Origin of the sequence: Candidatus Nucleicultrix amoebiphila FS5 (genome assembly GCF_002117145.1) — a bacterium.
Taxonomy (GTDB): Bacteria; Pseudomonadota; Alphaproteobacteria; order Caedimonadales; family Nucleicultricaceae; genus Nucleicultrix; species Nucleicultrix amoebiphila.
On record NZ_CP008743.1, the window covers coordinates 948,404 to 969,848 of the forward strand.

The 21,445-nt window shown below is 38.9% G+C and carries 21 protein-coding genes and 1 tRNA gene; 14 read left to right on the forward strand and 8 right to left on the reverse strand.

Features of this window, described 5'->3' with window-relative positions; genetic code table 11:
* Positions 1-8 precede the first annotated feature (8 nt).
* Positions 9-761: a phosphate signaling complex protein PhoU gene (gene phoU / locus GQ61_RS04590; protein ID WP_085784188.1), complete on the forward strand. Its 753-nt coding sequence runs from the start codon at positions 9-11 to the stop codon at positions 759-761.
* Here phoU and GQ61_RS04595 read toward each other — a convergent pair.
* Entirely contained in the window at positions 709-1,749 is a 1,041-nt protein-coding gene (locus GQ61_RS04595) for a glycoside hydrolase family 3 protein (protein ID WP_085784189.1), read from the reverse strand. The genes phoU and GQ61_RS04595 overlap by 53 nt on opposite strands.
* A gap of 76 nt (positions 1,750-1,825) precedes the next feature.
* On the reverse strand, positions 1,826-2,641 hold the full coding sequence (locus tag GQ61_RS04600; RefSeq protein ID WP_085784190.1) for a hypothetical protein: 816 nt from the start codon (positions 2,639-2,641) through the stop codon (positions 1,826-1,828).
* A gap of 274 nt (positions 2,642-2,915) precedes the next feature.
* Here GQ61_RS04600 and GQ61_RS04605 point away from each other — a divergent pair, with 274 nt between their 5' ends.
* From GQ61_RS04605 to GQ61_RS04630, 6 genes are all read left to right on the forward strand, one after another.
* Positions 2,916-4,556: a glycosyltransferase family 39 protein gene (locus GQ61_RS04605; RefSeq protein WP_085784191.1), complete on the forward strand. Its 1,641-nt coding sequence runs from the start codon at positions 2,916-2,918 to the stop codon at positions 4,554-4,556.
* Complete coding sequence (locus tag GQ61_RS04610; RefSeq protein ID WP_198157265.1) at positions 4,553-4,924, forward strand: SMR family transporter; 372 nt, start codon at positions 4,553-4,555, stop codon at positions 4,922-4,924. Before GQ61_RS04605 ends, GQ61_RS04610 begins: the two co-directional genes overlap by 4 nt.
* On the forward strand, positions 4,908-6,092 hold the full coding sequence (locus tag GQ61_RS04615; protein WP_198157266.1) for a DegT/DnrJ/EryC1/StrS family aminotransferase: 1,185 nt from the start codon (positions 4,908-4,910) through the stop codon (positions 6,090-6,092). Before GQ61_RS04610 ends, GQ61_RS04615 begins: the two co-directional genes overlap by 17 nt.
* A 1-nt stretch (position 6,093) precedes the next feature.
* Complete coding sequence (locus GQ61_RS04620; RefSeq protein WP_085784192.1) at positions 6,094-7,077, forward strand: glycosyltransferase; 984 nt, start codon at positions 6,094-6,096, stop codon at positions 7,075-7,077.
* Positions 7,074-8,117, forward strand: a complete 1,044-nt coding sequence (locus GQ61_RS04625) for a bifunctional UDP-4-keto-pentose/UDP-xylose synthase (RefSeq protein WP_085784193.1) — start codon at positions 7,074-7,076, stop codon at positions 8,115-8,117. Before GQ61_RS04620 ends, GQ61_RS04625 begins: the two co-directional genes overlap by 4 nt.
* Positions 8,118-8,161: 44 nt before the next feature.
* Positions 8,162-8,248: transfer RNA gene (locus tag GQ61_RS04630), tRNA-Leu, on the forward strand.
* An 11-nt stretch (positions 8,249-8,259) separates the two neighbouring features.
* Here the strand turns inward: GQ61_RS04630 and GQ61_RS04635 are convergent.
* Both GQ61_RS04635 and GQ61_RS04640 read right to left on the reverse strand, forming a co-directional pair.
* A complete protein-coding gene (locus GQ61_RS04635; protein ID WP_198157267.1) occupies positions 8,260-8,931 on the reverse strand; it encodes an SIMPL domain-containing protein in 672 nt (223 codons plus the stop codon).
* A gap of 222 nt (positions 8,932-9,153) precedes the next feature.
* A complete protein-coding gene (locus GQ61_RS04640) occupies positions 9,154-9,795 on the reverse strand; it encodes a coiled-coil domain-containing protein (protein ID WP_085784195.1) in 642 nt (213 codons plus the stop codon).
* A gap of 204 nt (positions 9,796-9,999) precedes the next feature.
* On the opposite strand from GQ61_RS04640, the gene GQ61_RS04645 reads away from it, so the two are divergent.
* Positions 10,000-10,515, forward strand: coding sequence for a hypothetical protein (locus tag GQ61_RS04645; protein ID WP_085784196.1), 516 nt, complete (start codon positions 10,000-10,002; stop codon positions 10,513-10,515).
* Between the two features lie 30 nt (positions 10,516-10,545).
* Here the strand turns inward: GQ61_RS04645 and GQ61_RS04650 are convergent, their stop codons facing one another.
* A complete protein-coding gene (locus GQ61_RS04650) occupies positions 10,546-11,667 on the reverse strand; it encodes a hydroxymethylglutaryl-CoA lyase (RefSeq protein ID WP_198157268.1) in 1,122 nt (373 codons plus the stop codon).
* A 242-nt stretch (positions 11,668-11,909) separates the two neighbouring features.
* Here GQ61_RS04650 and GQ61_RS04655 point away from each other — a divergent pair, with 242 nt between their 5' ends.
* The 3 genes from GQ61_RS04655 (at position 11,910) to GQ61_RS04665 (ending at position 13,616) form a co-directional block, all read left to right on the forward strand.
* The gene (locus GQ61_RS04655; protein ID WP_085784197.1) at positions 11,910-12,437 is read left to right on the forward strand and encodes an NUDIX domain-containing protein; all 528 of its coding nucleotides are present in this window, start codon (positions 11,910-11,912) and stop codon (positions 12,435-12,437) included.
* Between the two features lie 144 nt (positions 12,438-12,581).
* The gene (locus GQ61_RS04660; RefSeq protein ID WP_085784198.1) at positions 12,582-12,905 is read left to right on the forward strand and encodes a hypothetical protein; all 324 of its coding nucleotides are present in this window, start codon (positions 12,582-12,584) and stop codon (positions 12,903-12,905) included.
* Positions 12,906-12,992: 87 nt separating this feature from the next.
* Complete coding sequence (locus GQ61_RS04665; protein ID WP_085784199.1) at positions 12,993-13,616, forward strand: hypothetical protein; 624 nt, start codon at positions 12,993-12,995, stop codon at positions 13,614-13,616.
* On the opposite strand, the gene GQ61_RS04670 is transcribed toward GQ61_RS04665, so the two are convergent.
* Positions 13,613-15,058: an NADP-dependent isocitrate dehydrogenase gene (locus GQ61_RS04670; RefSeq protein ID WP_085784200.1), complete on the reverse strand. Its 1,446-nt coding sequence runs from the start codon at positions 15,056-15,058 to the stop codon at positions 13,613-13,615. The genes GQ61_RS04665 and GQ61_RS04670 overlap by 4 nt on opposite strands.
* 154 nt (positions 15,059-15,212) lie before the next feature.
* On the opposite strand from GQ61_RS04670, the gene GQ61_RS04675 reads away from it, so the two are divergent.
* The 3 genes from GQ61_RS04675 to GQ61_RS09250 all read left to right on the forward strand — a co-directional run bounded on the left by GQ61_RS04675 (position 15,213) and on the right by GQ61_RS09250 (position 18,384).
* Positions 15,213-15,953, forward strand: coding sequence for an ABC transporter ATP-binding protein (locus GQ61_RS04675; RefSeq protein ID WP_085784201.1), 741 nt, complete (start codon positions 15,213-15,215; stop codon positions 15,951-15,953).
* Complete coding sequence (locus tag GQ61_RS04680; RefSeq protein ID WP_085784202.1) at positions 15,950-17,470, forward strand: glycine betaine ABC transporter substrate-binding protein; 1,521 nt, start codon at positions 15,950-15,952, stop codon at positions 17,468-17,470. The genes GQ61_RS04675 and GQ61_RS04680 overlap by 4 nt, the downstream gene beginning before the upstream one ends.
* A gap of 137 nt (positions 17,471-17,607) precedes the next feature.
* Positions 17,608-18,384, forward strand: a complete 777-nt coding sequence (locus GQ61_RS09250; protein ID WP_198157269.1) for a hypothetical protein — start codon at positions 17,608-17,610, stop codon at positions 18,382-18,384.
* Positions 18,385-18,439: 55 nt separating this feature from the next.
* Here the strand turns inward: GQ61_RS09250 and mutL are convergent, their stop codons facing one another.
* Together mutL and GQ61_RS04695 are read right to left on the reverse strand one after the other, a co-directional pair.
* Entirely contained in the window at positions 18,440-20,191 is a 1,752-nt protein-coding gene (mutL, locus tag GQ61_RS04690) for a DNA mismatch repair endonuclease MutL (RefSeq protein ID WP_085784203.1), read from the reverse strand.
* Positions 20,188-21,444 carry a phosphoglucose isomerase-related protein gene (locus GQ61_RS04695; protein WP_085784204.1) on the reverse strand — a complete coding sequence of 419 codons (1,257 nt, stop codon included), beginning with the start codon at positions 21,442-21,444 and terminating at the stop codon, positions 20,188-20,190. The genes mutL and GQ61_RS04695 overlap by 4 nt, the downstream gene beginning before the upstream one ends.
* Position 21,445 lies beyond the last annotated feature (1 nt).

Sequence of the window (21,445 nt, forward strand, 5' to 3'; positions counted from 1 at the left end):
AGGCACACATGGGTTTCGATCACATTGTAAAATCTTATGATGAAGACCTAAAATTCCTAAACACAAAGATTAGGGATATGGGCAAAATGGCCCAACAGCAACTTAAAAAATCTATTCAAGCGATTGTTGAACGCAATGCAGCGCTTGGCACACAAATTATTGAGAGTGATCCAGAGATCGATAAGATTGAGCATGATATTGATACATTTGCTATTCGCATGATTGCTTTACGTCAACCCGTTGCTAAAGATCTGCGTCACGTTGTAAGCGCACTTAAAGTTTCAAGTCATATTGAAAGAATTGCCGACTATGCAACGAATATTGCTCGTCGAGCGATTACTCTTTCAGCCATGCCGCAAATTCTTTCACCTCATGTTATCATTCGCATGGCCGACGTCACCGGAGAAATGATACGTGACGTCATTAATGCTTATATTGCTGGCGATGACAAAAAAGCCCTTCAAGTGTGGCAAAGGGACACAGAGGTCGATGAAATATATCTCAGCTATCTTCGCGAACTTTTGACTTATATGATGGAAGACCCACGTAATATTGGTCCTTGTACGGAGTTGCTATTTGTTGTTAAAAACCTAGAACGCATCGGCGATCATACAACAAACATTGCTGAAATGGTTCACTATTACACTCACGGCACTTCAATTCAAGAAAAACGCCCCAAAGGGAAAAAGCCCGATTCTCAAAATAAATCTACACCGAAATCTTCTTCTTCGTCTCCAAAATCCGATCGTAAGAAGAGTTAATTTGCTCTTCTGATAATCGCCCACTCTGCACTGCCTCTAATACAAGATTGTTTAAATACCTTCGACTATCATGTGATTCAACTAAAGTTTTCGCCTCGGGTGAAGCAGCTTGATTAAATGAATACAGTAACAAATCATGACCTGATGTCAGAGATAAAATTAAAGCATCATTAATTGTATAATTTTGCTGAATAGCGCCCATGGCTAAATCATCAGTAATCACTAAACCTTTGAATTTCAGCTCTTGTTTAAGAAGCGCCGTTATTTTTTCCCGTTGAAAAGCTGCGGGTAAATCCTTATGCCACTTGCGATGCCATAAATGTCCAGTCATCACAAAATCGGTCAGGTTTTCTTGAATTAAAGCTTTATAAGGCTCTAATTCTCTTTCTTGCCAAGTCTCGGTAATGTCCACTAAGCCAGCGTGACTATCTGCCAGGGCCAATCCATGACCGGGAAAATGTTTAAGACACGTGAGAATCCCTTTGTCTTGATGAGCCTTAATAAAGCTACGTCCATAGACGACTACTGTTTCAGGTTCGGTTCCAAAACTTCGACCATAAGCACCAATGACAGGCGATTGGTCAGAATGCACATCAACAACTGGCGCAAAGGTTAGATTAAGTCCCACTTCTTGTAGAACGGCAGCTTGTTCTTGATAATATTGATACGCTTCTTCAGGAGAGAATTTTTCTGCTACTGCAAAGGCCGAAAGTCCATCCTGAAAACCATTTTTGGAGGACAATCGTTGCACTCTCCCCCCCTCTTGATCAACAGATAAAAATAAAGGGAAAGGCGCTTTTAAAGCTTTGATCGTCCCAATCAAATCTTGCAACTGATTCTTTTCTTGAATGTTATAGCCAAAAAAAATCAAGCCGCCTATCAATCCTTCTTCTATGTTTTCAAAAAGAGGTTTGAGCGCAGGATCACGAGGATCTAAGCCTTTAAAACCACATATGAAAAGCTGACCTAATTTACTCTGAAGGGACATGACATCCTTGTCTGTTTACCATTTTATTGCCTATACATTGGTGCGCGATTTACTTTCATTCGCAGACATGCCTACACTAGATTTCCGATTCTTTTATGAGCCCATTTTCTTCGAGGTACATACGAATATGACTTATGTTTCCCCTTGAAAATCCATATCTTTTTGAGATTTCCTGAGGGGATAGTCTCAACATCATCCCATAGGCAACAACCTTATATAGTTCAATTGAATATTTTCGTTCTTTTGCAGGGATCTCTGAGAGTATTTTTTCAATGGATAGGAAACGTTTTTTTTGTTCTTTCGTCAGAACCTCCAAGTCAAAATCAAAAGATGTGTTTTTGCTAAAACGTTGTCCTTTTTTTCTTTCAGTATCTGAAAGCTGTGTTTTCTTTTTCCCTGGAGGATTTGAATTATTTTTTGTTACCTTTTTCTTTCCATGGAAAGCTTTCGATTCCATGACTGAGTGTGGCCTAATTTTGGCCTTGGGAAAACTTTTTACAGAGCTCGTTTGAGAAAAATCAAAAGCAGGCGTATTTTCCTTTTCAAGGCTACGCGCGTTTGGTGCTCTATTTTTCGGGGGGCTTAAGTATTCACCAAGATGACATTCTAATTGCTTTAAACGAAGCGAGATTGTATCGACGCCTCCATCAAGAAGAGGAAGACACTCTGGAATGGATGACGAGATAAGCACTTCTGAGGGTTTTTCTAAACGAGAATCGAACTCTTCATGAGCAGACGGTTTTTTAGGTTCATAAACATTCACACGTTTTGTGAAAGAGTGGGGGGAGAGGCTCTCTTCATCAAACCCTCTCAACTGAGAGGCGTGAGTCGCAGAAACACACCCCTTAAAAAGAATTCCTAGAACAGCAAGCACTGTGATGAATCTATCCATATATTTCTCTTTTATTATTAATTTTTCAAAATAGTACCATGACGCACCATAGCGTGATAGTCGATGAATTTAAAGAAATTACAAAAAAGCGTCTTATGCTAACCCTATAATTTATTTCTAAAAACTACCGCTACCCTTTTTCAGATCCTTTTAAGATTGGTTGCCTATACCCCTGCTTTTCTTTAAAACAGAAGAGATAAAATTCATTTTCTAAGTTTTATTTTTAGTTTATTGATGAAGAATCATATATCGCGACTCAAGGAAGATCAGCTCAATGACACCGATCAAAACAATCAAAAAAGATCTTATTTCTTTGGTGCTTATTTTTGGTGTCTTTTTTGGTTTTAACCTTGGAGTTCGACCTTTATCAACACCTGATGAGGGACGTTATGCGGAAATTCCACGAGAGATGGTCGCCAGCGACGATTATGTGACACCCCGTCTCAATGGTGTAAAATATTTTGAAAAGCCCCCTCTTATGTATTGGCTGGGGAGTTTGTCCTTAAAAGTTTTCGGTCCTAAAGAATGGGGGTTAAGGCTATGGCCAGCCTTATTTTCTTTGTTAAGCGTATTGCTGGTATATTTAACGGGAACTTGGATCTACAATCGCTCCGTGGGATGGCTCAGCAGCTTAACTTTGGGAACTTCTCTTCTGTTTTACAGCCACAGCCAAATCTTAATCTTAGATGGCGCTGTTTCTTTTTTTATTACCCTGTCCCTATTTTCGTTTATTTTAGCTTCCTTATTTCCTAAAAAGCAAACTCTCGCTTTAGGAATGTTTTATACAGCCATGGCCATGGCAACTCTGAGTAAAGGGCTTATTGGTGCGGTCATTCCCGGTACAATCATTCTTATTTGGACGAGTGTAACAAAGCAGTGGAAAACTCTTGGGCTCGCGTTTAAGCCTTGGGGAATTTTTCTGTATCTAGCCATCATGTTGCCTTGGCATATTTTAGTCAGTCTTAAAAATCCAGAATTTCCATACTTTTATTTTATTCAAGAACACCTGTTGCGCTATACAACGACTATGCATGGACGAAAGCAGTTTTTTGGCTTTTTCATTCTCATTGCAATGTTAGGGTGGTTTCCTTGGATTGGTTTTTTTGGTCCCGTTTTTAAACAGTATTTCAAGAACGCTAAACTATTGCTCTCGAGCCTTAAAACTGATTTTTTTTGGCTGATCTCCGCTGCTTTTATATTAGCATTTTATTCTGTTTCTAAATCTCAGTTAATTCCCTATGTCCTACCGGTTTTTCCACCTTTAAGCCTTGTTCTCGGTAAATCTTTATCAACCATAAAAGTCCCCCAATTTAAGGCAGGATTTTATGTATTTCTTGGTATTTCATTTATTTTAGCAGCCTTGATTCCCTTAGTTATTGTTCAGAGACAAATCGACTACTTGCCTATTTTACCTCATATTATTATAGCCATAGCCATTTTGCTGCTTTCTCCTCCTCTCGTGTTTCTACTTTTCTTAAAAAAAGGTCCCTTAAAAGCTTTATATGGCATAATGATGGCCTCATTTCTTTTGTGTGTAACAGTTACACAGGTCTGGCCTACATTTGAAAATCGTTCAATTAAGACTTTAAGCGATCATTTAAAATCATTTTTAACTAGCAATGACCAGGTAATTTGTTATAGACGATATTATCAAGATTTACCTTTTTATTTAAATCGCATAGTAAATGTTGTGGGATGGAAAGGTGAGCTAGAGTTTGGTATGGATCAAGAGGATACAAGCGCTTGGATGATGCAAGAAAGCGATTTTAGGAAACTCTGGCAGAGTCATAAAAAAGTGTATATGGTGACCCGCAAGGAAAGTTATGATTCCTTAAAAAGCGAGGGAATACTTGAACTTTTCCCACTTGCGGAGACAAAGGAAGATATTTTAGTGGTTAATAAGGAGCCTCTGTGAACAATTCAGCTATATCCCTGATACTGAGCGGTGTTTTGCTCAATTCACTCGCTCAACTCGCGCTTAAATTTGGGATGCGTACCGTTGGCTATTTTGAAATGTCTTTGGTCAATGCCATTCCTGTAACACTAAAAGTCTTAAAAAGTCCGGCTCTTTTCTTTGGATTTGGTTGTTATTTTCTCAGCGTTATTTGCTGGATGGCTGCTATTGCACGCGTTGACATAAGTTATGCGTATCCGATGACAAGCTTAGGCTATGTCATCACAGCGATCACTGGATACTATATCTTTCAAGAAAATCTCTCCCCCATGCGTATCATGGGAATCGGTGTTATTTTATTAGGAGTTTATCTTGTCTCACGCAGTTAAGTCTATTTCTGACAACACGGAGTTTTTGCCATTTGCACGTCCTTCCATTAGTGAAGAGGCGATTGCTGATGTGGTGACGTGTTTGCGTTCTGGTTGGCTCGTCACTGGCCCAAAAGTACAGAAGTTTGAAGAAGATCTGAAAAATTATTTACACTGCCCTTATGCACATACCCTTACTTCAGCAACGGCTGGCCTTTTTTATGCCGTAGAAGCTTTAGGTATTCAAGCGGGTGATGAAGTTATCACAACACCAATGACTTTCGCCGCCACCGCTAATTCTATTGCAAAACAAGGGGCAAAACCTGTTTTTGTGGACGTAGAACCTGGCACATATAATATGGATGTGAATCGCATTGAAGACGTGCTGACGAGCAAAACGAAAGCCATTATGCCCGTCCATTTTTCAGGTCTTCCCGTTGATCTTGATCCTCTCTATGCCCTTGCTAAAAAACATAATCTACGGGTTATTGAAGATGCGGCCCATGCTATCGGCGCAGAGTATAAAGGTAAAAAAATTGGTTCTTTTGGTGATATCCAAATTTTCAGCTTTTACGCCAATAAAACAATGACCACCGGCGAAGGTGGATGCCTTACATGTGCAGATGAAAACCTTGCTAAAACCATTAGTCTTTATCGTTTTCATGGCATTGATCGTCCTGCTTGGAACCGCTTTGGCAAAAACGGCAGTCATGAGTACGAGATTGTTTTCCCTGGATATAAAGCGAACATGATGGATATCCAAGCTGCCTTAGGGATCCATCAATTAAAAGATTTGGATAGCTTTATCGAAAAACGTCAGAAACTGGTTACACGTTACTATGAAAAGCTGGGGGATTGGTCTGAGTTAAAACTTCCTGAATCTCCTACTTACTCTCACAAACATGGCTGGCATTTATTTGCTGTACAACTGCTTGAGAATAAAGCGGGTCTCAATCGCGATCAGTTTATGGCAGCTATGAAAGAAGAAAACATCGGAACAGCTCTCCATTATAAAGCCGTCCATTTATTTCCTTATTATCAAAACACCTTTCACTATAAGAGAGGTGACTTTCCCCATGCTGAAGCGATTAGCGATAGAATCGTAAGCCTTCCCCTTTTCCCCACTATGACCGAAGCCGACCAAGATCGGGTTATTAAGGCCATGGGTCGCGTATTAAAGAGAGTTTAAGATGTCGAAAGCAGTCTATCTTTCTGTTGTCATCCCCGTTTATAATGAACAAGAGTGTTTAGAAACACTCTACAATCGCTTATTACCTGTACTAGATAAGCTAAAGTGCAGCTTTGAGGTGATATTTACGAATGATGGCAGCAAAGATCGCTCAAGTCAGATTTTGCGTTCCTTCTTTGAGCGCCGCCCTCAACACATTCGTGTCATAGAATTCAATGGTAATTTTGGACAACACATGGCCATTATGGCTGCGTTTGAACGCGCCCGTGGTGAAATCATTATCAACCTAGATGCAGATTTACAAAATCCCCCCGAAGAAATTCCCAACCTCCTAAAGGAATTCGAAAAAGGTCATGATTATGTGGGCACCTATCGTTTAAAACGTAATGACTCATGGATCCGAGACGCTTCTTCTAAGACGATGAATTATCTGCGGGGCAAATTCACCAATATTCACATTCGTGACCAAGGATGTATGATGCGCGCCTATAGTCGACGCATTGTCGACCTTATCACGCAGTGTAGCGAAGGATCCACTTTTATTTCTGCATTGGGGTACACATTTGCCATTAATCCTTCAGAAATAGGCATCCCCCATGAACCACGACGCGAGGGTGAATCAAAGTACGATCTCTATCGTCTCGTGCGCGTCACATTCGATTTATTTACGAGCTTTTCCTTAGCTCCTCTCCATGCTTTTACAGTTTTTGGATTTATTGTCTCTGCTCTCAGTGGTGTTTTGGTGGCTTATCTTTTCTTGCGCCGTCTTATCATCGGCCCCGAAGCAGAAGGGCTCTTTACACTTTTTGCAATTCTCTATTTCCTCGTAAGTGTTGCAATAACAGGTATTGGAATCGTTGGAGAGTACGTTGGACGCACCTATCAAGTTGTTCGGCATCATCCACGATTTTTGATCCGAGAGATTTTAGAAGAAGATACCACGGAAGATTCAACCCCTATAAAGAAACAAGCGAGATTGAAATGAGCCTTAAAGTCCTTATTCTTGGTGTAAATGGTTTTATTGGTAACAGCCTCACAGAGCGCATTTTGGCCTCTAAGGACTGGGAAGTCTATGGTATGGACATGGCTTCCGATAAACTAGAAAATTGTCTTGATAACCCACGCTTTACTTTCGTCGAAGGCGATATCACCATTAATAAAGAATGGATCGCTTATCACATTAAGAAGTGTGACGTCATCTTGCCTTTGGTCGCTATTGCGACACCTTCTCTGTATGTGAAAGATCCTCTTAAAGTTTTCGAATTAGATTTTGAAGCTAACTTGGAAATTATTCGCCAATGTGTGCGCTATAAGAAACGGGTTATTTTCCCATCAACATCAGAAGTCTATGGCATGAGCCAAGACGCTGAATTTAGCGAAGAAGATACAAGCCTTGTTTTGGGCCCTATCCACAAACAACGCTGGATTTACTCCTGTTCCAAACAACTTCTCGATCGCGTAATTTATGCCTATGGTGTGCATGAACAATTACCTTATACCATCTTCCGCCCCTTTAATTGGCTAGGACCAAAGCTTGACCGTATTGATGAACATAAAGAAGGAAGCTCACGGGTTGTAACCTTGTTTATCAGTAATATTTTGCATCACGGAGAAATTAAGCTCGTCGATGGTGGTAAACAACGCCGATCCTTTACTTACATTGACGACGGTATTGATGCTTTAATTAAAATTATTGAGAATAAGGACAATTGTGCCCATCAACGCATCTTTAATATTGGTAATCCCAAAAATGATGTCTCTATTAAGGAATTGGCTGAACTCCTCGTTCAACTGGTCAAAGAATACCCAGCCTATAAAAATCTTGCTGATAAAGTGAAGATCTCAACTGTACAAGCTGAAGAACATTATGGTAAACACTATCAAGATTTAGGGTTTAGAGTCCCGTCCATTCGTAATGCTAAAACCTATTTAGGGTGGGAGCCCAAGATGGACTTAAAGACGGCTCTTTTAAAGACTCTAGATTACCATTTAGATGGTTCAAAAAGAACCTCTTCTGCCGCTTAAGACCCTTGATTGACACGTCAAGACAAGGTAGGTTTTAAGCCACCGCCCGCTTGGTGGAATTGGTAGACACAACAGACTTAAAATCTGTCGGCCGAAAGGTCATGCCGGTTCGACTCCGGCAGCGGGCACCACCTCTCTTCTCCTATTCTAAGGCAAAAGTGACTGTAATTCGGACACTCACGTTTTTGAAGACCCCTGAGGTATCAGTAGGGGAAAGTTTAGAAGCCATAACACGTCCCAGAGGATGAAGTTTTTCTTCACTTTCCTCAATAATTTTTAGGGTTTTTCCTAATTTTCTCCCCGCCCCTTTGGCCAAAGTCTCAGCTTTAGCATGCGCATCTTCAAAGGCTTCAGGAAAAAGTTCTTTTTGAATCTGGGATGTTGTCGTCAAATAATAAGACACACCTTCAGGATCTATCTTAACGCCTTTCTCAAGAAGCTTGAAAGAGCCGTGGGCCAATTGCGTTATTTTATCGATATCTTTGATGCGCACTTGGAAATTTTGCGTGGCCATCACGCCTCCTTTTTTATCATAGACTTTATGAACAGTGGGGGGAGAGAATTGAACAGCAGATTGGGGTACGGTGCTATTCTCAAGGAATTTTAAAATCAATTTCTGGGCTGTTTCAAGAAGTTCAGGTATTTTGGCATAGTGAGCCGACTCTACATTAAAACGCGATGTCCACTCAGCCATATCAGGCTTCACTTCCCGTTCTGCATAACCTTGCACTTGAATACTTTCTTCAGCCCTAAGAGGCGAAACAAAAAAAGAGATCCAAATAAAATACGTAAAAAACTTTTGAGCCCTACTCATCTTCTTCTCCTGGAAATAAAAATATCCTCTATAAAAACACTCTCTTGTTCTTTTTTGTTTTAAAAAAGGCTCATTTTTATAAGCAGAAGACTTTTTATTCCTTTTCATAAATATCAATAGATATTGACCCAGCGTGAGCCTTAATCTCTGCTCCTCTTTTCGTGCAGGGCTTTTAAATCCCCGTTCCGAGAAAACTTAGGAGAACGAATCCAACATAAGCTTTTATTTTTCAAACTTTTTAATCAACTCGCTCACTTTTCCTTTACTTTGTTCTGTTTTAGTCCCTGTTTCGGTACTTGTCTTATCAACAGGTTCAAACCGTCTCATGCGTTCTTGAAAATTTTTCATTCTATCAATCACGGTCTGACCTTTTTCAATTTTCTTATTTAAGAGATCGAGCTTACCTTCTACGTCTTTTGTTTTGGCTTGATAGCTTTGCAATGTTTCATCAACTTCATGCAATTTGGTATCGAGGTTATCTAGAGTAGCCTTCAATCTTTCTTCGGTGGATTTTCCTTCGGTTTTAAGATCTAAAAAGTCTTCATGCATCTTGAGAATTGTTTCTTGTGCTTCTAAGGGCAGAGTCCCCATACTCGAGAGCTTGGTTTTGAGTTTGCCTAATGAAACACGCTGTTTCTCATAACTTACAATTACATTTTTATAGTGGTCCAGAAGCACTGTTGTTTTTGCTTGTTCATCCTTCCAACTTGCCATGACGCTCTGAGCTTCCTCCAAATTCTTTACATTTGTAGGCATTGACGTCGACTGATCACTAAGAGCATAGCATGTGTTAGAATTGAGAGACGCTGAAAGCAAAAGAATTGAAATTCCAACCCCATAATACAAGCCTTTTGAATATGACATGACACCCTCCAATAAAAATAGAAATCTTTTATTATTTTATTGTTACCTTTATAAGGTTAATATTACTTTAATAATTGTTTATTTTAATATTCAACATAATGATTTTAATATAAAAATACACTTTTTATCGCATTAACTTTTCTTCACCAATCCTTAACTCTTGCCTTCTAGTATTGACGAACAAAAAAACATAGGAGACGAGGAATGAATGTCCATCGCATTTTATTAACCTGTTTTATTTTATTGTTCTCTTTCCCAACGCATGCATCAAAAGACGATTTGCAATCCGAAAGCGTGGGCGCAAAAGCACAGCGTCATTTTAAAGAAATTGTTGTCGATAGCGGTATGAAGCGACCAACTCAGTTTTGGATTCTAAGTCACTTTGCCTCAGATTTTGTTTACGCTGCTGTTAAAAACTCTACAGGATCTCCTTGGGCAGACCTATTAAATATTCCTCGTTATGTTTTTTTAGCAAAGGCGATCCAAAAGAGTTGGCTCAAGGATGAGAATGGAAATAATGAACAAAAATTTCCTAAAAAGATGGATAGATATGCTCTCTATGGTCATACTCTCGCTGACATTACAGCAAATTTAGCAGAAATTTCCCAATTCACGGCTCTGGCCTCTGGTAGTTATGTTGTCGGAGGTGCATGCCTTCTTTATTTAGGTGGAAGGCTTTACCTAGAATATAGAAAATTTGAGAATCCCAAAAAAGATTAATAGGGCCTTACGAAAATAATGCGCGGAACTTTAGTTGAGCTTTGTCAGTATATAGTTTCGCGCATGCATTAAAGCATCCACATCTACGCCAGTTTCTATATTCATTCTGTTGAGCATCCAAACCACTTTTTCAGTAGCTACATTTCCTACGGCACGCTTTTTTGTTTTCGCTCCTTGAATTTCATGGATCCCTTTAGCGAAAGGGCACCCTCCAATACCTGCCACACTACTATCGATTGTGGTTATGCCATATCCAAGCGATACAAGAATATTCTCTAAGGCCCTATTACCGGTATCATGAAAATGACCCGCAAATTTTTTAGGTTCTAATTTCATTTCATTAAAAAGACAACATAAGAGATCTTCTGTCGTGTCCGGTGTACCAGCTCCAATAGTATCGCCTAAAGAAATTTCATCACACCCCATATCTAAAAGCTCTGCACTTATTCTTCCCACCCGACTTGGTTCCATATATCCTTCAACAGGACATCCCAGAACACAAGAAACATAGCCACGGACATTAAATTTATTTTCTTTGGCCCGCCGAATGATAGGATGAATGACCTCAAGACTTTGACGGGTCGTCTTATGAATATTGCGCAGATTAAATCCGTCAGATGGTGATGTAAAAATTGCCACGTCTCGCACACCTAATGCTGCTGCTTCTTCAAGCGCTTCCATACTGGGAATCAACACGGGATACGAAACTCCTACTTTAGGCTGATGCAATCGCAAAACATCGGCTGTGCCGGCCATTGCTGGCACACGTTTTTTTGAAACAAAAGCACCCGATTCAATCACCTGAAGACCTGTTTCTTCAAGAAGAGTGATCAGTTTATGAATTCCTTCGGGCTCTATAACTTTCTCCTCATTTTGCAAACCATCCCTAGGTCCTACCTCAATAATACGCACCGAGGTGGGGAGTGGCACATCATGACGACTCTGAGCAAATGTTTGTATTTTTATTCTCTCTTGCTCTGACCATTGGAATGGTGGCTTAGTCCATCGAGTGCTCGATTGTGTGGCAAAAGCGCGTGAAGAAACTCTTTTTATGGATGGAAGAAGGCAGGTTTCGAGAAAAAGATGAGAAGCAACCAGATCAGAGAGATTCAAGAAAAAAACGACTATAAAAAAACTAATGCACCGCAACATATCTGTTTCCCCATCGAGAGTTTTATTTTTCTTCTCTTTTAGCAGATTTGACAAAATCTGTTACGAACAATTTTATGTAAGACGTTTTCGTTCATGCACTCTTGAATATTTTAATAATCCTCTTAGGGAATAATTATAGAACTCATCGCTCGCTTTTCCTTGAAAAGGAGTCCTTCATTTTCTATAAACACACCAATAATGAAACGATTCATTTAGTTTTTATTAAAGAGTGCAGGGAGCACATGGAGCCGGTTTTTTTAAGAAAAAGCGTTAAAATTTTATTATTGAACGATATGCAACAATTGCTGCTTATGTGTGCCGATGACCCTCAAACAACAACTGTTGATGGTCAGTACCACGGTCGTTATTGGTTTCCAATTGGTGGAGAGATTGAATCGTCTGAATCAATCGAGGAGGCTGCCTTAAGAGAAATTTTTGAGGAAACAGGTCTTAAAAAGGACTGGATCACCCTAGGACCAGTCGTCTGGTATGGTGAATTTGATCTTTCTTTAAATGGCCAGTTGACCCATCTTCATCAAACTTTTGTTGTCGCTCACACATCGGAAACGAAGTTCTCTCTGGCCCACCTGACAGACTCTGAAAAAAAGGTTATCAAAGCCCTCTCATGGTTTTCCCTTGAGGATATCAAAAATTCCTCGGACATTATTTATCCAATTGTCCTTCCAGATTACCTGCCAGATATTCTTTTAGGACACTATCCCCACGATCCTTTATGGATTGATCTCGCTAAACAACCGCAAAAGAAATGATTAAAAATTCCTATCAAAAGTATTAATTTCATTAAAAATGAATATTTATTATAAAAAATAAAATAATTATTAATTTATCTATTAACTAAATGGAATATATTTTTAAATACTATCAAAAAATAATAATACAAATTGGAGATATTCATGATCAAAAAATACATTATATTATATACCCTTATATTTTTAATCACCAACCAACCTTTAAATGCAAGTGCAGCTCAGAGAGAAAAAGAAGGAGGTCAACACACAATACTTATTAAAGATGTCAAACTAAGACTCGAAGCAGCAAAAAATCAGGGAGAGGTTGCCTTGAATTATGATGACATGAAAAACAAGAATCATGGCTATTCGCCAAGACCAAATGGCGCCTCTCCTCGTAAAGATTTAGCCAAACAGATGAAGAGACTTGGCATTATCAAAACATCTAGAACTTCTCAAAGCAACGACCCTGTTCCTTTGATAGAATAAACTGTATTCAGCTGTAATTAATGCCTCTCGTTCATTGGATGACAAAAATTATCTTTTGAAGCATACTCTATGAAACAAGGAAATCGTATGCCTATAAAATTTATTGTTTGGTGCGCTCTGATCCTGGTTGTGCTTGATGTCTCAACGATGCACGCTTCTTTTGTAGATGAGGAAAAGTTGATCATCACGGCCCGAAAAGAGGTCCATCATTTACATGTTAAACACTTACATGATTTCTCTCCATTTTTTGAAGAGAAAACCTATTTTCAGATTATAAAAGATGCCGCGGCTGTCATGTTAACGACAGATGAGCAGACACTTCTGATGAGAATTATCGGCACTTTTAATGCGCGTGCTGTCGACTATGACTTAGTCAAAAAAGAAAAAATCGATCTTTATGAAAGATTCACTGGAAAATTTTTTATTTCCCAAGAAGGGTTTAAAGATTTTTTGCAGTTAGAGCAAAAGCTCTTTAGCAAACTTTATACTTGTTCCTACACTCTTACCAAAAAAGGGTGGGAGACCTGTACACTCGTAGATTTTGCTTTCTCTCATCAATTAGCTGAAGCCATAGCAATTCCACACCTTGCACTTAGTCTTGGCGTTCTGATTGGTTCTGAAACTTTAGATTTAGATATCCTTCAACGAAGAAGTGACTATCACCTTTTCCCCATTGCTCAGAACGATTTCTCTATGGTACCGGGCTTCTAATTTTCCCCTTGGTCCCTGCTGAAGCCGTTTTTACCGTCAAAGACGTTAAGTTTCTCTAAGTGAGCCCAAGTATGTTGATCCCCAATTTTCTTCAGAAGGGGCAATAACAGGTCATCATTCAAATTTGCAGTCTCTTCTTTTAGCATAAAACGACAGCGCCAATGATCAACAACATCAGGAGAAACGCCGGAGGATGGATAAACCACAACGCCACGATTAGAGATCATCTTTAATTTAAAAGGCGTTCCTTCAGACAGCAGCTCCAAATTCTTTCCCAAACTTTCGCTATCCATGGGGGATTCAACAAATACATCGACACCAACGACTTGACGAGATTTTGCTTTTGTATAATCAGGGGCGCTTGAGATTTTTGGCACTTGCAATTTTTTGTATTGTCTTTTAGGCCACCAATCTATTGTTCGACCAAGATTTTTAATAATTTCATCGGTGAATTGACTTGTTGTTGCCGCTTTTTCATCACCAATAATGTCCCTTGTCAGTACTTTCCCCTCTTTAAGGGTAACAAGCACTGCTTGTTCAACTTTATCAGCAATATCTTGCAGATCAAGATAACGTAACATCATGACTCCTGAAAGTATCACAGCCGTAGGATTGATTGTATTTTTACCCGCATATTTAGGAGCCGATCCATGAACTGCTTCAAAGATAGCAATGTCATTACCAATATTTGCACCAGGCGCAAATCCTAAACCTCCAATGAGACCAGAGCCAAGATCACTCAAAATATCTCCATTCATATTTGTCGTAACGATTGTTTCGAATTTTTCAGGAAAGCGAACTAATTGATGAGCACAGTTGTCGACAATAATATGCTGCGCATTAATTTCAGGATATTCAGGCGCTATTTCTTCAAAGGTACGTTTGAGTGTTCCTTCTGAAAATTTCATGATATTGGCTTTTGTCGCACAATGCACACTCTTGCGTCCTTCAGATCGCGCATATTCAAAAGCAAGACGCACGATTTTTTCACATCCCTTTTTGGTGATAATTTTAAGGGTTTGTGCCGTACCAGGTGTTTGCATGTATTCAATGCCGGCATAAAGATCCTCGACATTTTCGCGTACAATTACAAAATCTATCTTGCGACCTGCGTAAGGACTCTTCACACCAGGAAATTCTCGGATAGGTCGGATGTTAGCAAAAGTTTCAAACAGCTTTCTCAAAGTTACGTTGGCACTCTTTTCTCCATAACCTACGGGTGTTTCTAAGGGACCCTTAAGGGCAATACGATTTCGTTTAATCGATTCAATCGTTTCTGTGGGAACACCGCTCGGTAAACCCTTTTTAAAGACAGCAGCGCCTGCTTCACATACTTCCCATTCAACTTTTACGCCAGCTGCTTCAATGATTTTGCAAGTAGCGCTTGTTACTTCAGGGCCAATTCCATCTCCTGGAATCAATGTTATCTTTGGCGTTTTCATGATCTATATATCCCTTATTATTTTGAGTTCCCTAGAGCTTTGTTTTTTACTTTCGCTAAAAAAGCTTACTAAACTCTAAATATCTAGCAACATTGTGGTCATTTGTCTTTTTTTTCGTTAACATTATGAAAAAACATGTTCATAAAGAAATGACATGATTCAATTTAGAAACGTCTCAAAGTCTTATGATGCCGGCAACACCTTTGTTGTGAAGGATCTCTCCTTAGAAATAAGAGGAGGTGAAACCCTTGTCTTATTAGGATCATCAGGATCTGGGAAAACAACTTTACTCAAAATGATTCTACGTCTTATAGAACCAACATCAGGATCTATTTTTTTCAAACAACGCAATATTGTAGAATACCCTATCGTTAAGTTGCGCCGTTCTATTGGTTATGTTTTACAAAAAGCAAATCTATTCCCCCATATGTCTATTGAAGATAACATTGCGATCGTTTTAAGACTCAAAGGCGTGCCTCTTAAAGAAAGACGAGCGCGTGCTCATGAGCTTTTACGATTAATTGATCTGGATCCAGCATCCTATGCAAAGAGATTTCCTGCCGAACTCTCAGGAGGACAGGAGCAAAGAGTTGGTGTTGCAAGAGCCTTAGCAACTGATCCAAAATGTCTATTGATGGACGAGCCTTTTGCATCCTTAGATGCTATTAACCGTCAGGCTCTACAAGATGAACTTCTTCAGTTGAAGGCAAAAATTAAAAAAACAATTGTATTTGTTACCCATGATATTCAAGAAGCCTTAAAACTTGGAGATCGTATTGCCGTTCTCCATGAAGGTCACCTTCAACAAATCGGAACAAAAGAAGACCTCATTAAAACCCCAAAAACACCCTTTGTGGAACGTCTCGTTCACTCTAGCTTGGACCTGAGCCAATGATGAGTGAATTTTTCTTATTTATGATATCTCAAACCCCCACATTGATTTTAAAGACCTGGGAGCATATTTATATTTCAGGCTTTACTCTTATTTTAGCAATATCTTTAGCTTTACCTTTTGGCATCCTGATCCACCGCTATCCAAAATTAAAGGGGCCTACCTTGGCCTTTGCGAATATATTTCAAACAATTCCCAGCTTGGCTATGCTTGCGCTTCTTATTCCCATACTTGGGATTGGTCTTAAACCAACTTTAGTGGTTCTAACTCTTTATGCAGTTTTACCCATTATAAGAAACACCTACACTGGGCTTCAGAACGTTTCACCTGCTATGACTGAAACAGCAGACGGATTAGGATTCACGCAAGCTCAACGCCTGTGGATTATCGAACTGCCTCTCGCTATGCCCATTATAATTGCAGGTATTCGTGTTGCTGCCTCAATGACCATTGGCATTGTAACCATTGCAGCGTTCATTGGTGCCGGAGGTCTTGGAGATTTTATTACGCAAGGTCTCGCCTTAAATGATCAAAAATTAATCCTTTTGGGCGCCTTACCGGCAGCACTGTTAGCCCTCGGAAGTGATCAAGTCATTGCACGAATGGAAAATAATAATTCACGCACACGGTATTTATTAGGCGTAATTATTGTTATGATAGGATTAGGTCTTGTGAGTTTTTGGCAAAATCGGATAGCACAGACTGAAAATAATATCACCATCGCCACAAAAAACTTTACTGAGCAATTAATTCTCGGAGAGATTCTTGCACAATTTATTTCAGACAATACAAATTTAACTGTTCGGCGTCAGTTTAATTTAGGAACCACAGAAATTGTTCATCAGGCTATGCTGAAAGGTGATGTTGATCTTTATGTAGAATATTCTGGTACTGCTTATCTAACTGTTCTCAATGAAACGAAAAAATTAGAGGAGCAGGCGCTCTTACACTTTGTAAAAGAGGCTTACAAAAATAATTTTAATTTTATTTGGCTTGAACCATTAGGGTTTTCCAACTCACAGTCTCTTGCAATTCGAGAAGATTTTGCACAACAAAATAACATCAAAAAAATTAGTGACTTAAAAAATTTTCAAGGCGCGCTCAAAATTTCTGCTCCTCCTGAATTTATTCGTCGACCAGATGCTTATCCTGGTCTTATTAAAGCATATCATCTCCACTTTGCAAAAGTGTCGCAGATGGATCCAATCTTAATGTACGAGGCTATTAAACATAAAGAGACCGATGTCATCGCTGCCTTTACAACTGATGGGAGACTCGTTGGAAATAACTTACGTGTTCTCGAAGATGATAAGAATTTTTATCCATCCTATTTAGCATCACCCGTTATTCGACAGCAGACGCTTGAAAAACATCCAGAGCTATTTCAGATTTTGCAACAACTCAAAAACATTCTCCCTGCGACCTCTATGCAACACTTGAATGCGGAGGTAGATGTGAAAGGCCGCACAATTCAAGAAGTTGCAACAAAATTCCTCAAAGAAAATAAATTGCAAAAGTAGTCGTTCATCAGCATTTTTCATAGATTTTTTAGCACTCAAGCATGTTGTCTATTGCATGAGGGGTAGAAAATTTGAAATTTTAAGTTAAAATAATTTTATAAGTAAAAAATATAAAGTAGAAATCTAGGGCAGGAACTATGAAAAAACCTTTAGAATATCTTGATTGGTTACTGGGTGTATTTTTCACTAAAGATAAATCTGGCGGAAAAGTATTCTATCCTTGGTTAAGTTTTGGCAACGGATACACTTTACCGTCTTCTGCTAAAGAAACTGAAATCCGAAATTTTCTACAAAAATTCTACATTGGTCTCATTGGGGGTGGAATCATTGTAGGCTTGGTGAATGTTAGTTTATTATTTTTAGGTGTCCTTGGTATGATCGGTTGGTACTATTATCAATCTGTTCAATTTACTGATTCATTAAACGAGTCCCACGAAAAATTAAATTACACATATAAAATTAAGTCAATGGCGTCGGGTCAAGATGTTAATACTTTAATCATCATGATGATTGTTGCTGTTGCCTTATTATTAGTTGGTATCGTCATGATTTGGAATGGCGGTATATTGGCCAAGATTATTGGCCTGTTAATGCTCCTGGTATTTGGAGCCAAAATTCTTTTCTTCGAGCAAATGCTCAAAGAAAAATTTGGCGCAGGAGTTGGTTCTGTAACTAAAACTAAGAGTGAGAGTACTACAATGATAGCAAAAGCAAAAACTACAGCTAAAAAAACTACAGCTAAAAAGACTACCGCTAAAAAGACTACCGCTAAAAAACCTGCAGCTAAAAAAACAGCGGTCAAAAAGACTACTGCTAAAAAAACCACTGCTAAAAAGCCTGCAGCTAAAAAGACTGTAAAGAAGACAGCTGCCAAAAAGCCTGCAGCTAAAAAGACTGTCGCTAAGAAAAAGTAATCCGAGAAATACTCAGATTAAGATAAAAAACCCAACTTTAACCGGTTGGGTTTTTTTAACGCCGCCCAAATAATTTCTCAATATCTGACTTTAATAGCTTAACATATGTTGGTCTGCCATGATTGCATTGTCCTGAATGGGGCGTATTCTCCATTTGACGTAAAAGAGCATTCATTTCAACAATATTCAATTGTCTTCCTGCACGAATACTACTATGGCAAGCGAAAGTTCCTAAAATTTCCTGCATCTTTTCTTTTAGACTGAGAGCTTGTCCATGGAGTTTGAGCTCATCCACCAAGTCCCTAATCAACCCTTTAATATCAAAATCACCTAATAGAGACGGGACTTCTCGTATTAAGATAGCATTCCCTCCAAAAGGTTCGATATAAAGACCAAAATGTTGCAGTTCATTTTGATGGGATAAGAGTCTCTCTTTTTCATGATTTGCTAGCTCAACAATCTCAGGAACAAGCAAACATTGTCGTTTAATGGCGTTGTTGGCGAAATCAATTTTCATTTTTTCATAAACGAGTCGTTCATGAGCAGCGTGTTGATCCACAATAATAAATCCATCTTCTGACTCTGATAGAATATATGTTTTAAGAATTTGAGCTCTCGCACTTCCAAGAGGGTGAGCCTGAGAGTTATCTGAGGATTGATCAGCAAATTTCTCTAAGACTTTTCCATAAGAACCAGCATCATAAGGAAGATGTTCTGCCTCTCGTAAAGGAAAAGTCAAAGAACTCTGATGTGATTTACCATAAGGAACAGAGGGTTGAAATGCGCGCAAAGCCGTATCAACAAGCGTTGACGATGTTCGATGTCCTGTTTCGTGAAGTGTATGCTTCAGCGCACCTATAATTGAACTACGAATAAGGTTTGGTTCACGAAATCGTATCTCAGTTTTCGCTGGATGCACGTTCACGTCCACTTCATTAGTTGGAACAGTTAAAAAAAGAACAACCAAAGGATGACGATCGCGCGCTAAGAAATCTTGATAAGCCACTCTAATAGAGCTATTGAGAACTTTGTCTTTTACGGGTCGATTATTGACATACAAAAACTGTAAATCACTGAGTCCTCGATTAAAAGTTGGAACGCTTGCATATCCATTCAAGGTTACGTGATCACGCGTAAGATTTATTCTCATAGCATTAGGCGTAAAGTCTTTTCCCATCACTGCATCACATCGTTGTAATGCATTATCGTCTTTATGAAAGCTCAAGATTGTTTTTTGATCGTTTTTTAATTCAAAGGCAATATTCGGATGAGCCAAAGCAAGACGTTGCACAACATCGATAATATGATTTGTTTCCGTTGTAATAGAACGCATGAATTTCAATCTTGCAGGTGTTGCAAAAAAAAGATCTTTTACTTCGACTTCAGTTCCTTCAGGATAAGCCTGTGGTTTAAGTAGTCCTTTTTCTCCGCCTTCAACAGTAATTGACCATGCTGAATCAGCACCTTTTGGTCGACTCGTTAGACTCAATCGACTCACAGATGCAATAGAAGGCAGTGCTTCACCTCGAAAGCCTAAAGTTCCTATATTGAAAAGATCATCGTCCAGCAGTTTAGACGTTGCATGTCGTTCTAGCGCAAGAGATAAATCATCCTTAGCAATGCCATGACCATTATCACGGATAGCGATGTAACTTCGACCACCCTCACGTATAGAAATTTGAATATTTGTAGCGCCAGCATCAATAGCATTTTCTACCAGTTCTTTGACAACAGAGGCCGGCCTTTCAACGACTTCACCCGCAGCTATTTGATTAATAAGATTTTTGGGTAATAAACGAATGGTCACTCTTGTTCTCTTCCTGCTAACATGTATTGACGCGTTAGAATCTTACTTTCTTCAACAGCAGGCTGACTTAAAGGGTCTATTTTTAATAACTCCGCCATCAAAAGTGTCTCTATCATAAGCTGCATCATCAAAGCTCCAAGTGTTTCTTCATTATATTGCTGAAGATAAATCTTTCGAATAGGTCTTTGATGATTTACTAGAGATTGAGCAGTTGCCTCTCCCTCCATGTGCAATAGTGTTCCTAAACTTTGACCTTTAAGGTAATTAAGATCTGGATCTTTTAGGTAAGTGTCAGAAAAATAATAATCATCTTCGCATGATTCGATAAAAAGAAGAGTAAAAAATTTATCCCTGGGCCCCTCTAAATAAAGCTGTAGTTGACTATGCTGATCAACAGTCCCTAAAGCATTGATAGGCGTAGACCCCGTACCCTCCTTCCCTAAACTTTCGGCCCAAAGTTGTCTAAACCAAAAACTTAAAGTGGTAAGTCGATCAAAATAAGGCATCATAACCAAAGATGAAATATTTAAACCTTCATCAATTTCACTAAAAAAATCACATAAGAAAGTTGCATTCTCTGCCTCATTAAAAACAGAATTTAAAAGAGATTTTGCCCCCTCTCGAACCTTGTGCACTTTGACACCTGCGATTATTGCCGGCAGTAACCCAACCAATGAAAAGACTGAAAATCTTCCCCCAATATGGGGATCATGATCAAGAATTTTTATCTCTAATTCCGTTGCTAATTTTCGCAAGGGAGATTGTTTTGGTTCTGTAATGACAATACATTGATTTTTTATATTAAAACCACTCTCGCCTTGATCGAGTAATACTAAAAATTGCGCTATGGTTTCAGCTGTTGATCCAGATTTTGAAATAATAATGAATCCTGTTTGACTGAGAGAATGATAATTAAAAAATTCTTTCAACGTTAAAGGATCGACATTATCAAAAAAATGTAATCGAGGATGACCCACAAGCTTTGAAAATGAAGATTGTTTTAAGTCAACAAGCGTACGCCCACCCAAACTTGATCCACCGGTGCCTAAGACAACAACATCTTTAAATTTTTGAAATGGCATTGCAATTTTTGTTAAAAATTCAAGATCATCAGTCTTTTCAACAATAGATAGAAATGGATATAGACCGTTTTTAAAGTCTTCTTTCAGCTTCTTAATTGATAAAAGAGTTTCTTTTTTCGAAAGATTGCTTAAAGGTTGGCAGCCGATTAATTCTTGTCTAAATAAATTCATC

What these genes read in the sequence shown, in the direction of transcription:
- GQ61_RS04620 (WP_085784192.1), top strand. Translation starts at nt 6,094, where the DNA reads ATGTCGAAAGCAGTCTATCTTTCTGTTGTCATCCCCGTTTATAATGAA.
- phoU (WP_085784188.1), top strand. Translation starts at nt 9, where the DNA reads ATGGGTTTCGATCACATTGTAAAATCTTATGATGAAGACCTAAAATTC.
- GQ61_RS04695 (WP_085784204.1), bottom strand. Translation starts at nt 21,444, where the DNA reads ATGAATTTATTTAGACAAGAATTAATCGGCTGCCAACCTTTAAGCAAT.
- GQ61_RS04605 (WP_085784191.1), top strand. Translation starts at nt 2,916, where the DNA reads ATGACACCGATCAAAACAATCAAAAAAGATCTTATTTCTTTGGTGCTT.
- GQ61_RS04675 (WP_085784201.1), top strand. Translation starts at nt 15,213, where the DNA reads ATGATTCAATTTAGAAACGTCTCAAAGTCTTATGATGCCGGCAACACC.
- GQ61_RS04660 (WP_085784198.1), top strand. Translation starts at nt 12,582, where the DNA reads ATGATCAAAAAATACATTATATTATATACCCTTATATTTTTAATCACC.
- GQ61_RS04670 (WP_085784200.1), bottom strand. Translation starts at nt 15,058, where the DNA reads ATGAAAACGCCAAAGATAACATTGATTCCAGGAGATGGAATTGGCCCT.
- GQ61_RS04680 (WP_085784202.1), top strand. Translation starts at nt 15,950, where the DNA reads ATGATGAGTGAATTTTTCTTATTTATGATATCTCAAACCCCCACATTG.
- GQ61_RS04595 (WP_085784189.1), bottom strand. Translation starts at nt 1,749, where the DNA reads ATGTCCCTTCAGAGTAAATTAGGTCAGCTTTTCATATGTGGTTTTAAA.
- GQ61_RS04645 (WP_085784196.1), top strand. Translation starts at nt 10,000, where the DNA reads ATGAATGTCCATCGCATTTTATTAACCTGTTTTATTTTATTGTTCTCT.
- GQ61_RS04655 (WP_085784197.1), top strand. Translation starts at nt 11,910, where the DNA reads ATGGAGCCGGTTTTTTTAAGAAAAAGCGTTAAAATTTTATTATTGAAC.
- GQ61_RS04650 (WP_198157268.1), bottom strand. Translation starts at nt 11,667, where the DNA reads ATGTTGCGGTGCATTAGTTTTTTTATAGTCGTTTTTTTCTTGAATCTC.
- GQ61_RS04625 (WP_085784193.1), top strand. Translation starts at nt 7,074, where the DNA reads ATGAGCCTTAAAGTCCTTATTCTTGGTGTAAATGGTTTTATTGGTAAC.
- GQ61_RS04665 (WP_085784199.1), top strand. Translation starts at nt 12,993, where the DNA reads ATGCCTATAAAATTTATTGTTTGGTGCGCTCTGATCCTGGTTGTGCTT.
- GQ61_RS04640 (WP_085784195.1), bottom strand. Translation starts at nt 9,795, where the DNA reads ATGTCATATTCAAAAGGCTTGTATTATGGGGTTGGAATTTCAATTCTT.
- GQ61_RS09250 (WP_198157269.1), top strand. Translation starts at nt 17,608, where the DNA reads ATGAAAAAACCTTTAGAATATCTTGATTGGTTACTGGGTGTATTTTTC.
- GQ61_RS04635 (WP_198157267.1), bottom strand. Translation starts at nt 8,931, where the DNA reads ATGAGTAGGGCTCAAAAGTTTTTTACGTATTTTATTTGGATCTCTTTT.
- GQ61_RS04600 (WP_085784190.1), bottom strand. Translation starts at nt 2,641, where the DNA reads ATGGATAGATTCATCACAGTGCTTGCTGTTCTAGGAATTCTTTTTAAG.